This is a genomic window from Ochrobactrum sp. MYb379, from assembly GCF_037479515.1.
Taxonomy (GTDB): domain Bacteria; phylum Pseudomonadota; class Alphaproteobacteria; order Rhizobiales; family Rhizobiaceae; genus Brucella.
The window spans coordinates 229519-243537 of sequence record NZ_JBBGYW010000002.1; the positions used below are offsets into that span (position 1 = coordinate 229519).

A 14019-nucleotide genomic window follows, 5' to 3' on the forward strand; every position below is an offset into this window, starting at 1 on the left:
CAAACGGGAGCTAAGCAATGTGATTATCTCGGAAATTTTTTACGTAAATGTTCGAGTGCTGCCACCCCAAGACCAGCAACCAGTGCCCAGAAGGCGGAACCGACGCCAAAAAAGGCAATGCCGGAGGCAGTCACTGCGAAGGTGACGATAGCTGCAAGCCGCTCTTCTTCAACTTTTAGCGCCAGCGCCATCGCGTTGATGAACGGGCCGCTTAATGCAAGACCAGCAACCAGCGCGATGAGTGTGACGGGCAGCACGGCAAAGATTGCGACCAGCGACGCGCCGAACAGTGCAAATATTATATAATAGACCGCATAGACCGGGCCGGTCATCCAGCGCTTTTTAGGGTCAGGATGCGCATCTGGATTGGTGCAAAGCGCCGCTGAGATTGCCGCAAGATTGCTGGTTGCTGCACCAAAGGGCGCGGTCAGCAGCGAGAAAAAACCGGTTACACGCAGAGCAGCACTTGTCGGTGGCTCATAGCCTGAAGCGCGCAACACCGCGAAGCCCGGCAGATTTTGCGAGGCCATGGTCACGATATAAAGCGGCAAAGCGATGCCGATCATTGCGCCAATGTGAAACTCCGGCCAGATCAGTGTGAGTGTCGAGATTTCCGGCGCAGGCAGTTGAGGCACGCGGGCGGACATAAGCGCATAGGCCATACCCAGCACGAGCACGGCAATGACCGCCAGCGACGGATTAAACAGCCGCACAATGAAGAACAAAGCCACCAGAGGCAGCACGAAAGCAGGATCAAGCGAAACGGATTTCGCAGCCGCAATCACAAAACTCAGCAGCACACCTGCCAGCATGCCAGATGCGACCGATGCCGGAATACGCGAAACCAGCGTGGAAAGCGGACGGATTAGTCCGGTCAGGATCAGCGCTAGCGCTGTGACGATGAATGCGCCCACCGCTTCCGGCATGGTGAAGCCAACGCTTGCACCAATCAGTGCCAGTCCCGGCGTGGACCATGCGGCGATGATCGGCATTTTGTAGCGCACACTTAGCCATGCGGATGAACCGGCAATGGCTAAGCACACCGCTGTCACCCAGCTTGCAGTTTCGGCTTGTGTTGCGCCGAGTACATTGGCGGCTGCAACAATCAGCGCCAGCGTACTACCAAAGCCAACGATTGCTGCGACTGCTGCGGACGCAAAAACCGAAACGCGCATGCTTATTCTCCGAGAGATATACGTTCAGCGAGACCTGAAACGGTGCGGATCAGAAGTTCCAGATCCTGCGGACGCGACAGACGATGGTCGCCATCGCGCACCAGTGTCAGCGTCACATCATCGACAGGCAGATGCTCAACGAGCTTGAGCGCATGCTGATAAGGCACCGCCTCATCCTGCATTCCCTGCAGAATATGCACTGGGCAACCCGTTTCGATGATTCCTTTGAGAACCAGATTGTTACGACCATCTTCGATCAATGCGCGCGTATAGATATATGGGTTTGGCGAATAGTCCGAAGGTTCTTCAAAATAACCCTGTTCGATCAGGTCTTTTTTCTGCGCATCGGTCAGCGAGGGTTCGACAAGCTCCGCAGTGAAGTCGGGGGCGGGTGCGATCAGAACAATTCCTGCTGGTGATTTACCGATCTTCTTCAATTCCTGCGCCATACGCAGCGCGATCCAGCCGCCCATGGATGATCCGACGAGAATCTGTGGGCCTTGCGTATATTTGGCTAAAACCGCGAGGCTTTCATTCAGCCAGCGTGAAATTGTGCCCTGATTGAAGTCACCACCCGACTCACCATGGCCGGAATAATCAAGACGCAACACGGAACGTCCGGTTTTTTCAGCCCACTCATCAAGAACGACAGCTTTGGTGCCAAGCATGTCCGAACGATAGCCACCGAGCCAGACAACGCCCGGCGCAACCTGTCCCGTGCGATTGCGGACGGCAATATTCGCGCCATCAACGTCAATAAAATCTGGTTCAGCGGCACTCATGTCTCGTCTCCTGATTTGGCAGGCAATTTTTCAAGTGGTTTTCATTTGCCATTTATGACGGGCGGAGAAAACCTCACTCCCTTGAAATAATAGGAATTGTGACCGATATGTCGCTTACCACTCCCGAAACACTTCTTTCTTTGCCTTTATTTATCGGGGGGTGATTTTCCCTGTCAAAGATGCTATTGACTTTACCGCTCGCTTGACCACATTTCCGCGTTAAACAGGGGTTTGATGGGAAACGGTCGTGGCGGGCCACGAAATTGAATTGCCTATATCGTTAATAATCAGGAGATAACGACCATTCGCCGACCGTTCAGAGCGACGCCGGTCCAGAAAGACGGACCGCGCTCCAACCGTGATATCCGGGTTCCCCGGGTCCAGCTTATTGATGCCGAAGGCCACAACCACGGCAGTATCGCCACTCAGGACGCCATTGCGATGGCGGAAGAAGCGGGCCTCGATCTCGTTGAGATCGTGCCAAACGCTGAACCACCTGTGTGCAAGATCGTGGATCTCGGCAAGCTGAAATATCAGAATCAGAAAAAAGCCTCCGAAACACGCAAAAAGCAGAAGACGGTCGAAATCAAAGAAATTAAGATGCGACCAAACATCGACACGCATGATTATGACGTGAAGATGAAAGCGGCTCAGCGTTTCTTTGATGATGGCGATAAGGTGAAGTTCACCCTGCGTTTCCGCGGTCGTGAAATGGCGCATCAGGAGCTCGGTATGAAGCTTCTCATCCGCGTCAAGGAAGACACTGCGGAGATCGCAAAGGTCGAGGCAGAGCCTAAGCTTGAAGGCCGTCAGATGATGATGGTTCTTGCTCCACGCTGATCTAATGTTTTTTTGCCTTTGAAAAGCCGCCTTCGGGCGGTTTTTCTTTGCCCGGAATAATCCTCTCTTAGAGATCATCATGAAAACACTAAGTGAACTGGGCAAATATCAGCAAAAACGTCGTCTTGCGATTGCCATTGTAATCGGGTTTCTTGTGTTCGCGCTGTTGTTTGTGCGCTCGCAATCAACCGACCATATGCACGAATATATCGAAGCCTTCGGTATCAGTTTGATCGTTGCTGCGATTCTCGGTCGTATGTGGTGCACGCTTTATATTGGCGGTCGCAAAAGTGCGGAAATCGTGCAGACTGGCCCCTATTCGATGACGCGCAACCCGCTTTATGTGTTCAGCAGCATCGGCGCGATTGGTATCGGCGCACAGACCGGCAGCATCATTATTGCGCTTGCTTTTGGTTTGCTTTGTTATCTGGCTTTCGCAACTGTCATCCGTACCGAAGAAAAGTTTTTGAAAACCAACTTCGGCAAGCCCTATGAAGCTTATTGTGCGAGCGTGCCGCGCTTTTTTCCAAAATTCTCGCTGTTCCGCGATGAAGACGAATTGCGCGTAAAACCGGATCGGCTTTATCGCACATTCACCGATGGTCTGGTGTTCTTTGTGGCCTATCCGTTCTTTGAATTCATCGAATATCTTCAGGACATCGGCTCATTGCCGGTTTTGCTGCGACTTTATTGAGTTTGAGGCGCGATTCAGCTTGATTCAGGCCGATTCAGGCATTGCGTTTTTCAGGCTTTACGCCTATAAGCCGCCTTCGAACCGCCCGGCAGGGCATGCCGTGGCGGTTTCGCATGCTTTTCGGACTTGGTCGGTCCGGGAGTAAATCAAGGTTCCGGTATTTTGCAGATACGGACGCTTTTTAAACAAGAGGCGTGGAGTGCTGCAAGCACGACAGGGACTAAACAAAGGAGTAGCAAAATGCCCAAGATGAAGACCAAATCGGCTGCTAAAAAGCGGTTCAAAATTACTGGCACTGGCAAAGTTGTAGCTGCGGCTGCAGGCAAGCGCCATGGCATGATCAAGCGCTCGAACAAGTTCATTCGCGATGCACGCGGCACCATGGTGCTCTCGGACGCAGACGCGAAGATCGTAAAACAGTTCCTGCCTAACGGCCTCTAAGCCGTCTATCCTCTAAGGAGATCATCACATGGCACGTGTAAAACGCGGCGTAACTTCCCACGCCAAGCACAAAAAAGTTCTCGATCAGGCTTCCGGTTTCCGTGGCCGTCGTAAAAATACAATCCGCACCGCTAAGGCTGCTGTTGATCGTTCGAAGCAGTATGCTTACCGCGATCGCAAGAACCGCAAGCGTACATTCCGCGCTCTCTGGATTCAGCGTATCAACGCTGCTGTTCGTGAGCATGGTCTTACCTACGGCCGTTTCATCGATGGTCTTGGCAAAGCAGGTATCGAAATCGACCGTAAGGTTCTTTCCGACATCGCAATCCATGAACCAGATGCATTCGGTGCGCTGATTGCTTCTGCTAAGAAGGCACTTGAATACCTTAAGGGTACAGAGACGCCAAACGCTTTTGAAGGCGCTGTTCGCTAAGCCAGCCCTTCCCAAGTGATATTTTGAATTTTGGGAACCCGCGCTGGCTTGGCTGGCGCGGGTTTTTCTTTCTGTTATGCCTTGCAGGCCTGAGAGTATCACTGCCCAAGAGGCGTAAAGTGCCGCAGGCGCGACAGGGACTTAAATCAAGAGGCGTCGAGTGTCCCTTGGACACGAGAGGGATATAGACAATGAGCGATCTTGAACAACTCGAACAAACTATTCTTGGCGAAATCGCCGCTGCCAATGATGAGCAGGCGATTGAAGCGGTGCGCGTTGCAGCACTCGGCAAAAAGGGCACTATCTCTGAAAAGCTGAAGACGCTGGGCAGCATGTCGCCGGAAGAGCGGCAGGCGCAGGGTCCGGCTATCAATGGCCTAAAGAACCGCGTGACCGAAGCACTGACCGAACGCAAAACAGAGCTGCGCAAGCAAGCCATTGCAGCGCGCCTTGAGCGCGAAAAGCTTGATGTCACGCTTCCTGTTCGCGAAGGTGCAGCATCACGCGGTCGCATTCATCCGATTTCTCAGGTTATCGATGAAATTACTGCGATCTTCGCGGATATGGGTTTTTCGATTGCCGAAGGTTCGGACATTGAAACCGACTATTACAACTTCACGGCGCTGAACTTCCCCGAAGGTCATCCGGCGCGCGAAATGCACGACACGTTCTTCTTCAATGCTGATGAGAAGGGCGAGCGCAAGCTGCTGCGCACGCACACCTCGCCGGTGCAGGTGCACACGATGGAGAAGTTTGCCGCCATTCGCGATAAGGAAGGCCGCGACGAGCCGATTCGCATCGTCATTCCGGGCAAGACCTATCGCATGGATTCCGACGCCACCCATTCGCCGATGTTCCATCAGGTCGAAGGTCTGGTTGTCGATAAGTCGGCCAATGTCGCGAATATGAAGTGGGTGCTGGAAGAATTCTGTAAGGCATTCTTTGAAGTGCCAAACGTCACGATGCGGATGCGTCCGAGCTTCTTCCCGTTCACCGAGCCATCGGTTGAAGTTGATATTCAGTGCGACCGTTCTGGCCCGCATGTGAAATTTGGCGAAGGCACTGACTGGCTCGAAATTCTGGGCTGCGGCATGGTGCATCCGAATGTGCTGCGCGCTTCAGGCTATGACCCGGACGTCTATCAGGGCTTCGCATGGGGTATGGGTATCGACCGTATCGCGATGCTGAAATACGGCATGCCTGATCTGCGCGCCTTCTTCGATGCCGATGTGCGCTGGCTCAACCATTATGGTTTCCGTCCACTCGACCTGCCGACGCTGTTCGGCGGTCTGAGCGCGTAAAGACAGGAAGGAACAGAAAAATGAAATTCACGCTTTCCTGGCTCAAGGATCACCTTGAAACTGATGCGACGCTCGACCAGATCGTCGAAAAGCTCACCGATATTGGTCTGGAAGTGGATGGGGTTGATGACCGCGCCGCTTTCAAAGCTTTCAAAATCGCTAAGGTTCTGAATGCTGTTCAGCATCCGGATGCCGACAAGCTGCGCGTTCTGACCGTTGATACGGGCGAGGGCCAGCCGGTTCAGGTCGTTTGCGGTGCGCCGAATGCTCGTACAGGCCTGGTCGGTGTTCTCGGTCGTCCGGGCGACTATGTGCCGGGCCTCGATGTGACGCTTTCGGTTGGCAAAATCCGTGGTGTCGAAAGCTTCGGCATGATGTGTTCCGAGCGCGAGCTGGAACTTTCTGACGAACACAATGGCATTATCGATCTGCCAGAAGATGCGCCTGTTGGCACAAGCTTCGCGGCCTATCTCGGTATTGACGATCCGATTATCGAAATCGGTCTGACGCCAAACCGCGCGGATTGCACCGGCATTCGCGGCATTGCCCGTGATCTGGCAGCCGCTGGTCTTGGCACGCTCAAGAACACTTTGCCGGAAGCGGTGAAGGGCGAAGGCGAGACACCTGTTAAGGTCATTCTTGATCAGGATGCCGAAAACCCGTTCTGCACAGGGTTTGCACTGCGTCTGGTTAAGGGTGTGAAGAACGGCCCAAGCCCAAAATGGATGCAGCAGCGCCTGAAAGATATTGGTCTGCGACCTATCAATGCGCTGGTCGACATCACCAATTATGTGACCTTCGATCAGGGCCGTCCGCTGCATGTTTTTGATGCAGCTAAGGTTAAGGGCAACTTGACTGTGCGTCTCGCCAAGGATGGCGAGACTATCCTTGGCCTTGATGGGCGTGAGCATAAGTTCAAGCCGGGCATGTATGTGATTGCTGATGAAAACGGCCCCGAATCGATTGCCGGTATCATGGGCGGTGAGCATTCAGGCTGCGATGAAAACACTGTGGATGTGCTCATTGAGTCGGCCCTTTGGGATCCACGTATGATCGCACGCACGGGCCGCGAACTCGGTATCGTTACGGATGCACGCTATCGCTTTGAGCGTGGCGTGGATCCTGAAATGATGATTCCGGGTGCGGAAATTGCAACCAAGCTGGTGCTTGAACTTTGTGGCGGTCAGCCAACGGTTCTCGACGTGGTTGGTTACACCACTCCCAGCCAGCGCGTGATTGATTTCCCAGTTTCTGAAGTCAAGCGTTTGACCGGCATTGAGGTTTCCTATGATGCATCGTTCGACATTCTGAAGCGTCTCGGCTTCGGCGTTGAAGGCGACGGCAAGGTCATTAAGGCAACGGTGCCCACATGGCGCAATGACGTGGAAGGCAAGGCTGATCTCGTTGAAGAAGTCATGCGTATTCACGGCATCAATCAGATTGCACCACAGCCGCTGCCGGGTCTTGGCACGGTTAATGGCCGTATTCTGACAACGCTGCAAATTCGCACGCGTCTGGCACGTCGCACACTTGCTTCGCGCGGCATGATGGAAGCTGTGACCTATTCCTTCATTTCCGAAAGCCAAGCCAAAGCTTTTGGTGGCGGCAAGCCGGAACTGAAGCTGGCAAACCCGATTGCAGCCGATATGTCGGATATGCGCCCTTCGCTTCTGCCGGGCCTGTTGACTGCTGCGCAGCGCAATGCAGATCGCGGATTTGGCGATACAGCACTGTTTGAAGTCTCGGGCATCTATGAAGGTGACAAGCCTGAACAGCAGCGTCGCGTAGCGGGTGGTGTCCGTCGTGGCACGGCTGGCGTTGAAGGTTCGGGCCGCTTCTGGTCGGGCAATGCGGCAACTGTCGGCGTATTCGATGCCAAGGCTGATGCGCTGGCCGCACTTGAGGCTGCTGGTGCGCCGGTTGATCGTATCCAGATCGAAGCTGGTGGACCTGAGTGGTTCCATCCGGGCCGTTCGGGCACGCTGAAGCTCGGACCAAAGGTCGTGCTTGGCTATTTTGGTGAGTTCCACCCTGATACGCTCGAAGCGCTTGATGTGTCGGGCGCGCTCTGCGGCTTTGAAGTCTATATTGATGCGATCCCTGAGCCGAAGGCAAAGGCAACCCGCACCAAGCCAGCGCTCAGCCTCTCGCAGTTCCAGAGCCTCAAGCGTGACTACGCATTTGTCGTGGATGCAAATGTGGAAGCTGGCAGCCTTGTGAAGGCAGTCTCTTCTGCCGACAAGAAGCTGATTGCCGGTGTGCAGGTGTTCGACATCTTCACAGGTGCTTCGCTTGGTGAAGGCAAGAAGTCTATTGCGGTTGAAGTGCTGTTGCAGCCACAGGACCGCACTTTGACCGATGAAGATCTCGAAGCTTTGTCAAAGCAGGTGATTGCAAATGTCACCAAACAGACTGGCGGCGTCCTTCGCGGATAACAATAAATGAAAAGAAAACCCCGCTCGTGAGAGCGGGGTTTTTTCTAACCACGCAAACCGATGCAATTACCCCACGGGTCTTTGACCTGACACATGCGCATATTGTCCTGAATATCGAGCGGCCCTCGATAAAGCGTGCCGCCAATGGCGATCAAATGCGCGAGCGATTCATCGAAATCATCGACGTGCCAATAAACAACACTCCCCGCAGCACCCGATGAAACCTTTTCATCTGCCGGAACTATCTCCAGATCAACATCGCCGATTTGCAGATAGCTGAAATCATAGGTTTCGAGATGTTTGAGGACCGCGTGCGGGAAGGCTTTTCGATACCATTCGATTGCTGCCTCTACATCACTGACATGAACGAGAACAGCCGATATTGCGCCGCTCATGCGGGAACAGCTACGCGTGCAGGCATGGCAAGCATCGCCATGTCGATGATTTTCTGCACGGCTTCGCGTGAATTGCCATCGCGGGCTTCAAAAGAAATGCTCTGCTGGATCATATGATAGAACTCGGTCATCTGTGCGATGTCGGTTTGTTCGGGCAGATCGCCTGCCGCAATAGCGCGCTTCAGACGGCGTGAAAGCTGTTCGTGATTGGTGTGACGAACATCCTGCAGAAATGCCTTCACATTGGCGTTTTCCGGTTTGCACTGAATAGAGCTAACACTGATCATGCAGCCGCCAGCAGGACACGCAAAAGCGCTGTCAGCGCTCAATTCAAGCCATTGCCGCATGCCGTCCTGAATGGTTGGCGCTTTTTCAAGTGCATCGAAAGGACCAGCGCCGATTGTGCGGGTATAATAGTCCACGGCTTCGCGAAACGCCTGCTCTTTATTGCCAAAGGCGGCATAAAAGCTTGGCGGCGTAATGCTGATCGCCGATGTAAAATCGTTGATCTGGGCGCATTCATAGCCCTTCGCCCAGAAGACTTTCATGACTTTTTCCAACGCAGTATCGCGGTCGAAACTGCGCGGACGCCCGCGCGGAACCATTTTTCGCCCTTTCTGTAGTCATCCTTATATAATTTGCTTGACGCTCTGGCGCAAGACGATATGAATTATGTAGTATCGACTATATAAATAGGACTCGTCCCATGAACGAAGTGTGTGATTCTGCCATTGCGGCGGAAGGGGTTTCTGCGTCTTCAAGCCAAGCGCGCGAGATTCCACTGGTGGTCTATTGCCTGACATTGGGTATTTTTGCGCTGACCACCTCTGAACTGATGATTTCTGGCATGATGCCAGCGCTTCAGGAGGCTTTCGGGCGCTCGGTTTCCGATATTGGCAATCTGATTTCGGTCTATGCTTTGGGTATGACGATTGGTGGTCCGCTGGTGACGGTGTTGTTTCTGGCACTGAAAATCGAAAATAAGCGCGGGCTGCTGTTGCTTCTGATTCTTTATGCGGTGGGGCAAAGTGTGGCTGCTTCGACCAGCAATTTTCATGTGATGCTGGCGGCGCGTGTTTTCACCGGCATGGCAGCTGCGACCAGTTTCGGCCTGATGCTGGCAATTACTGCGCAGCTCGTTGTGCCTGAACTGCGCGGTCGCGCGTCTTCGCTGGTCTTTGCGGGGCTGATGCTTTGCACGGTTTTAGGTGTGCCGCTTGCAACGCTCATCACCAACAGCTTTGGCTGGCGTGCAGGTTTCTGGGCGATTGTGGTGCTGGTGCTGTTTTGTGCGCTGGTGATTGCGCTCAAGATCGAAGCAAGGCCAAATAATGCCGAAGTAAATCTGCGCTCCGAGCTCAATGAAATGCGCAAGCCAAGGCTTTGGGCCGCTTACGCAACCAGCGCTCTGGTGATTGGTGCCTCGTTCTCAGTCTATAGCTATTTGTCGCCTATTACGGCGCAACTTGCGGGCTTCCCGGAAGCGCAATTGCCATTTTTGCTGGCCATCTATGGTGCAGCCAATATCATCGGCAATTATGTGATTGGTCGTTTCGCTGACCGCCATACGATTGCGACGATCTTTATCGGCATTCTGATCATGCTGGCGGCAATGCTGATCTTTGCGCTGTTTGCTGAACTGAAAATTGCGACGGTGCTGGCAATTGTGCTGATCGGTCTCACAGGTATTGCGCTTAATCCGGCGTTTATTGCCCGTGTGATGCGCATCGCGCATCCCGGCGCGCTGGTCAATGCAATGCATGCTTCGGTTATCAATATCGGCCTTGGCCTTGGACCATGGGCTGGCGGCTTTGCGCTTTCAACAGGCTATAGCCTTCATGCGCCGCTCTGGGTGGGTTTCATCATGACGCTTCTTGGCTTGCTAACCCTTGCACCGCGCGCCTTGCGCCGAATGTAATGATCCACATCACACAAAAAAGCCGGGGTCGATGCCCCGGCTTTTTGATCGAAAGGAAATTAGTCTTTTGCAAAAATTGTCGCGTTCTGCGATGTCGTGACCATAGTGTTGTAGTCACTGACGATCCACTGGAGATCAGAGGCAACATTGCCCTTGCGGGCATCGCCTTTGGTCTTTTCCAGCTTTTCCTGGAAGTCGCGCAGCTTGCCCAGAAGGCTTGCAGGGCGGGATTCAAAAACATGGAACGAGTTTGGATGCTCGGTCGCGTAATCATCCATTTCACGAACGGCAGCAGCATAGCTATCCATAGCTTTGCCAAAGGCTTCCATATCGACAACCGGCTTTTCATTCTCTGGCAGCAGTTCAACAACCGCATTGGCACGCATCATAACATTGCGAACCTGCCAGTTGGCTTTTTTGCCTTCGGCTTTTTCAAGCGCATCAAGTTCTGCCAGATCGATCTTGGCTTTTTCCTCGCCTAACAGTGCATCGACGCGCTTGCGTTCTTTGGTGAATTCCGGCGCATATTCGGCGATCTGTTTGTGAAACTCTTTCGCGCCAGCAAACTTGTCAGACTTATAGTCCTTGCGGTCGTAATATTTGCTCGCCTTTTCAACAACCGGGGCAAGCTTCTGATAGATCGCAATATAGCTCACCATTGCTTCGTCGAGCGCTGGAAGTTTTGGGTCCGCCTTGGTGGCTTCTTCAGCGGCTTCAATTTCGCTGCGCACATCATAGAGCGAATAAAGGCCATAGACATTGCGCTCCTTGCCAGTGGGACCCTTCTTCATGTCGACCCAGCTATCGTAACGGTCGAGCGATTCCGAAGCGCGGATGGTGCGGTTGAGAAGCGAAACATAGGCGTTCATCTTGCCAATCGCAGCGTTTGGGTCAGTCTCATCGGCAGATTGCGCAAAGGCTGTAACTGGTAGGATGACCGCCAGAAGCGTGAAAAGGATCGCACGAGGCGAGAAGCGTTTCATATGTTTTCCCTCATTGAGTACATTCTGAAATTGGTGAACTGACTGCTATGCATTCAGTTCCAGGCCGGAAGCATGTCCCCCTCCGACCGGCTTTTATGATGGGGATGATCGTCGCGACCATGGAAAGCACGATCAGATATTCAGGTCGACGAAACCAGCCAGCAAGAAGAAATTTTCTCGCGATGCCATCAATCAAGATGACGCCATGGATCCCATGTGTGAAGCCAAGCCCCACATAGGAAAAGCAAGCAATAGCAGCGGCGGCGATGGCAATTATGCCAAGCACTCTCGTGATGGTCCCTGTTTGCATAGCAGGCAAAAAGCACGCAGCCGCAAGAATGACAAGCCTTATTAGGAACTTCTACTTAATCAGATGGGTCATTTAAATATTTATGCTTGTTTCAGTCTGTGAATGCGAAAGGCGGGGATGATCCCCGCCCTCGTGTTTAATTCTCTCAGTTTTAAAGTCCGGTCATGGCCAGCGAGGCATCGGTGTATCTTTTGCCCGCAATCTTTTCGAAATCAAAAAGAGTGTTGAGCTGTGCCAGTTCATTGCTGCTCAATGATACATTTGCAGCGCCGGCATTGTCTTCGAGGTGATTGACCTTGCGGGCGCCGGGGATCGGCACGATGAAATCGCCCTGATGCAGAACCCAGGCAAGCGCCAGCTGTGCTGGTGTAACCTGTTTTTGAGCGGCTATATCGACAATGAGATCCACCTGCTTGTTATTGGCTTCAAGGTTACCCGGCTGGAAGCGCGGCAGCGTCTTGCGGAAGTCATCTGCTGCGAGATCGGATTGCGAGCGAACCTTGCCCGTCAACATGCCACGACCCAGCGGGCTGTAAGGCACAAAGCCAATGCCAAGTTCGGCACAGATTTTCAGCACCTCATTTTCAGGATCACGTGCCCAGAGTGAATATTCACTCTGCAGAGCAGCAATCGGATGAATAGTATGAGCACGGCGTAGCGTGTTTGCGCCCGCTTCTGAAAGACCAATGGTGCGGATTTTTCCCTCGTCAATCAGGTCTTTCATTGTGCCGATGACATCTTCGATTGGTACATTCGGATCAACACGATGCTGATAGAACAGATCGATCGTTTCAATGCCAAGGCGCTGCAAAGAAGCCTCTGCCACGGCGCGGATGTTTTCTGGGCGGCTATCCACGCCCACGGGCGTGCCGTCTGCGATTTTAAAGCCAAATTTTGTAGCAATCGTGACTTTATCGCGGATCGGCTTCAGCGCCTTGCCGAGCAGCTTTTCGTTTTCATAGGGGCCGTAGACTTCGGCTGTATCGAAAAATGTGATGCCAAGATCAAAAGCACGGTGCAATGTGGCAATGGCATCCTGTTCGTCCTGTCCGCCATAGGCATAGCTCATGCCCATGCAGCCGAGGCCGATTGCGGAGACAGTCAGGTCCTGGCCAAGCTTGCGCGTTTTCATAGATATTCCTTTCGGGACGAGTTTTGAAATCTGGGAGCGCGGTTCTCTGAAAGCACAGAGCGTCCGGCGAGACTGAAACTACTCCTCGATCCGGCGTTCGATAATACTGATTTATTTTCACGGGCTATTCTATATTTTAGAACAATGAATCGAAATCAGCTTTCCCAATTGGCCGTTTTGGCAGCCGTCGCAGCCCAAGGCAGTTTTCGCGGCGCAGCGCGTGAATTGTCGATTGCGCCATCCGCAGTCAGCCATGCAGTCTCAACTCTTGAAGAAAGCCTTGGTATCAGGCTGCTATCACGCACTACGCGCAGCGTTGCGCCCACGGATGCTGGACGACAATTGCTGGAGCGGCTCGCTCCGGCGCTTGAGGAAATTCATCAGGCGCTGGGTGCTGCAATCGAGGCGCGCGAACGCCCAGCGGGCATACTGCGCATTACGATGCCGCATATTGCAGCGCAGTTTGTCATTGCGCCGCGGCTTCATGCTTTCGCCGAAGCCTATCCCGACATTACGCTTGATCTGACAATAGAAAGTGCGCTCACAGATATTGTTGCAGAAGGTTTTGACGCTGGCATGCGGCTTGGTGAAAGTCTTGAGGCTGATATGATCTGCGCCCGGCTGACAGGTGACCTGCGCGCTGCGATTGTGGGAGCGCCGTCCTATTTTGAAACGAAAGCCATCCCCGAACATCCGCATGACCTGATGCGGCATCGGTGTGTACGGCAACGCTTTTCCAGCGGACAGATTTACAATTGGGAGTTTGAAAAAGGCGGCAAAGAGATAGAGGTGGCAATCAAAGGGCCGCTTATTCTCAATGATGACAGACTGATTCTTGATACCGTTCTAAATGGTACCGGCCTTGCCTATCTGTTTGAAGATCACGTTCGCGACGCGCTCGCGGATGGACGGCTGGTCAGAGTGCTTGAAGACTGGTGCCAGCCATTTGCAGGGCTGTTCCTTTATTATCCAAGCCGCCGCCAGATGAGACCTGCTCTGCGTGCATTTATCGATTTCTTTCGCGGGTCTTACGACATGCAACATCGTTTTTTGGGGGCTTGAGGTATCTCGCGACTAAGAAACTTATTTGACCGCTTTGGTGGCGAGACATTTTTTTGTTTCGTATTTGGCACCAATCATGGCATCGATAGCCGCAATTATGGGATCATGGCGCTTTGCG

General features: G+C 53.2%; 14 protein-coding genes. 8 read left to right on the top strand and 6 right to left on the bottom strand.

The genetic code is table 11. The features are described from left to right. Nucleotides 1–23: 23 nt before the first annotated feature. Nucleotides 24–1175 (bottom strand): benzoate/H(+) symporter BenE family transporter, encoded by a 1152-nt coding sequence (locus tag WH356_RS05210; protein WP_339509132.1) that lies wholly within the window; start codon nucleotides 1173–1175, stop codon nucleotides 24–26. Nucleotides 1176–1177: 2 nt separating this feature from the next. Further along, on the bottom strand, nucleotides 1178–1957 hold the full coding sequence (locus WH356_RS05215) for an alpha/beta hydrolase (protein ID WP_339509133.1): 780 nt from the start codon (nucleotides 1955–1957) through the stop codon (nucleotides 1178–1180). A gap of 303 nt (nucleotides 1958–2260) precedes the next feature. Between WH356_RS05215 and infC the strand changes: the two genes are divergently transcribed. From infC to pheT, 6 genes are all read left to right on the top strand, one after another. Beyond that, nucleotides 2261–2797 carry a translation initiation factor IF-3 gene (gene infC, locus WH356_RS05220; RefSeq protein WP_339509508.1) on the top strand — a complete coding sequence of 179 codons (537 nt, stop codon included), beginning with the start codon at nucleotides 2261–2263 and terminating at the stop codon, nucleotides 2795–2797. Nucleotides 2798–2876: 79 nt separating this feature from the next. After that, nucleotides 2877–3491, top strand: a complete 615-nt coding sequence (locus WH356_RS05225; RefSeq protein WP_339509134.1) for a methyltransferase family protein — start codon at nucleotides 2877–2879, stop codon at nucleotides 3489–3491. 240 nt (nucleotides 3492–3731) lie between these two features. Next, nucleotides 3732–3932 carry a 50S ribosomal protein L35 gene (gene rpmI / locus WH356_RS05230; protein WP_007872654.1) on the top strand — a complete coding sequence of 67 codons (201 nt, stop codon included), beginning with the start codon at nucleotides 3732–3734 and terminating at the stop codon, nucleotides 3930–3932. Between the two features lie 28 nt (nucleotides 3933–3960). Further along, entirely contained in the window at nucleotides 3961–4365 is a 405-nt protein-coding gene (gene rplT / locus WH356_RS05235; protein ID WP_094505915.1) for a 50S ribosomal protein L20, read from the top strand. 191 nt (nucleotides 4366–4556) lie between these two features. After that, nucleotides 4557–5666, top strand: a complete 1110-nt coding sequence (pheS, locus tag WH356_RS05240) for a phenylalanine--tRNA ligase subunit alpha (RefSeq protein WP_339509135.1) — start codon at nucleotides 4557–4559, stop codon at nucleotides 5664–5666. Nucleotides 5667–5686: 20 nt separating this feature from the next. Continuing rightward, nucleotides 5687–8101, top strand: a complete 2415-nt coding sequence (gene pheT / locus WH356_RS05245; RefSeq protein WP_339509136.1) for a phenylalanine--tRNA ligase subunit beta — start codon at nucleotides 5687–5689, stop codon at nucleotides 8099–8101. 44 nt (nucleotides 8102–8145) lie between these two features. Here the strand turns inward: pheT and WH356_RS05250 are convergent, their stop codons facing one another. Both WH356_RS05250 and WH356_RS05255 read right to left on the bottom strand, forming a co-directional pair. Further along, a complete protein-coding gene (locus WH356_RS05250) occupies nucleotides 8146–8496 on the bottom strand; it encodes a VOC family protein (RefSeq protein ID WP_339509137.1) in 351 nt (116 codons plus the stop codon). Next, nucleotides 8493–9101: a TetR/AcrR family transcriptional regulator gene (locus WH356_RS05255; RefSeq protein ID WP_339509138.1), complete on the bottom strand. Its 609-nt coding sequence runs from the start codon at nucleotides 9099–9101 to the stop codon at nucleotides 8493–8495. Before WH356_RS05255 ends, WH356_RS05250 begins: the two co-directional genes overlap by 4 nt. 101 nt (nucleotides 9102–9202) lie before the next feature. Between WH356_RS05255 and WH356_RS05260 the strand changes: the two genes are divergently transcribed. Next, nucleotides 9203–10414: an MFS transporter gene (locus WH356_RS05260; RefSeq protein WP_339509139.1), complete on the top strand. Its 1212-nt coding sequence runs from the start codon at nucleotides 9203–9205 to the stop codon at nucleotides 10412–10414. A gap of 59 nt (nucleotides 10415–10473) precedes the next feature. Here WH356_RS05260 and WH356_RS05265 read toward each other — a convergent pair whose 3' ends face one another. After that, entirely contained in the window at nucleotides 10474–11397 is a 924-nt protein-coding gene (locus WH356_RS05265) for a YiiG family protein (RefSeq protein WP_339509140.1), read from the bottom strand. A 461-nt stretch (nucleotides 11398–11858) separates the two neighbouring features. Then, nucleotides 11859–12839, bottom strand: a complete 981-nt coding sequence (locus WH356_RS05270) for an aldo/keto reductase (RefSeq protein ID WP_339509141.1) — start codon at nucleotides 12837–12839, stop codon at nucleotides 11859–11861. A 144-nt stretch (nucleotides 12840–12983) separates the two neighbouring features. Between WH356_RS05270 and WH356_RS05275 the strand changes: the two genes are divergently transcribed. After that, nucleotides 12984–13901 carry a LysR family transcriptional regulator gene (locus tag WH356_RS05275; RefSeq protein WP_339509142.1) on the top strand — a complete coding sequence of 306 codons (918 nt, stop codon included), beginning with the start codon at nucleotides 12984–12986 and terminating at the stop codon, nucleotides 13899–13901. Nucleotides 13902–14019 lie beyond the last annotated feature (118 nt).

What these genes read in the sequence shown, in the direction of transcription:
- WH356_RS05210 (WP_339509132.1), bottom strand. Translation starts at nt 1,175, where the DNA reads ATGCGCGTTTCGGTTTTTGCGTCCGCAGCAGTCGCAGCAATCGTTGGC.
- WH356_RS05215 (WP_339509133.1), bottom strand. Translation starts at nt 1,957, where the DNA reads ATGAGTGCCGCTGAACCAGATTTTATTGACGTTGATGGCGCGAATATT.
- WH356_RS05225 (WP_339509134.1), top strand. Translation starts at nt 2,877, where the DNA reads ATGAAAACACTAAGTGAACTGGGCAAATATCAGCAAAAACGTCGTCTT.
- rpmI (WP_007872654.1), top strand. Translation starts at nt 3,732, where the DNA reads ATGCCCAAGATGAAGACCAAATCGGCTGCTAAAAAGCGGTTCAAAATT.
- rplT (WP_094505915.1), top strand. Translation starts at nt 3,961, where the DNA reads ATGGCACGTGTAAAACGCGGCGTAACTTCCCACGCCAAGCACAAAAAA.
- pheS (WP_339509135.1), top strand. Translation starts at nt 4,557, where the DNA reads ATGAGCGATCTTGAACAACTCGAACAAACTATTCTTGGCGAAATCGCC.
- pheT (WP_339509136.1), top strand. Translation starts at nt 5,687, where the DNA reads ATGAAATTCACGCTTTCCTGGCTCAAGGATCACCTTGAAACTGATGCG.
- WH356_RS05250 (WP_339509137.1), bottom strand. Translation starts at nt 8,496, where the DNA reads ATGAGCGGCGCAATATCGGCTGTTCTCGTTCATGTCAGTGATGTAGAG.
- WH356_RS05255 (WP_339509138.1), bottom strand. Translation starts at nt 9,101, where the DNA reads ATGGTTCCGCGCGGGCGTCCGCGCAGTTTCGACCGCGATACTGCGTTG.
- WH356_RS05260 (WP_339509139.1), top strand. Translation starts at nt 9,203, where the DNA reads ATGAACGAAGTGTGTGATTCTGCCATTGCGGCGGAAGGGGTTTCTGCG.
- WH356_RS05265 (WP_339509140.1), bottom strand. Translation starts at nt 11,397, where the DNA reads ATGAAACGCTTCTCGCCTCGTGCGATCCTTTTCACGCTTCTGGCGGTC.
- WH356_RS05270 (WP_339509141.1), bottom strand. Translation starts at nt 12,839, where the DNA reads ATGAAAACGCGCAAGCTTGGCCAGGACCTGACTGTCTCCGCAATCGGC.
- WH356_RS05275 (WP_339509142.1), top strand. Translation starts at nt 12,984, where the DNA reads ATGAATCGAAATCAGCTTTCCCAATTGGCCGTTTTGGCAGCCGTCGCA.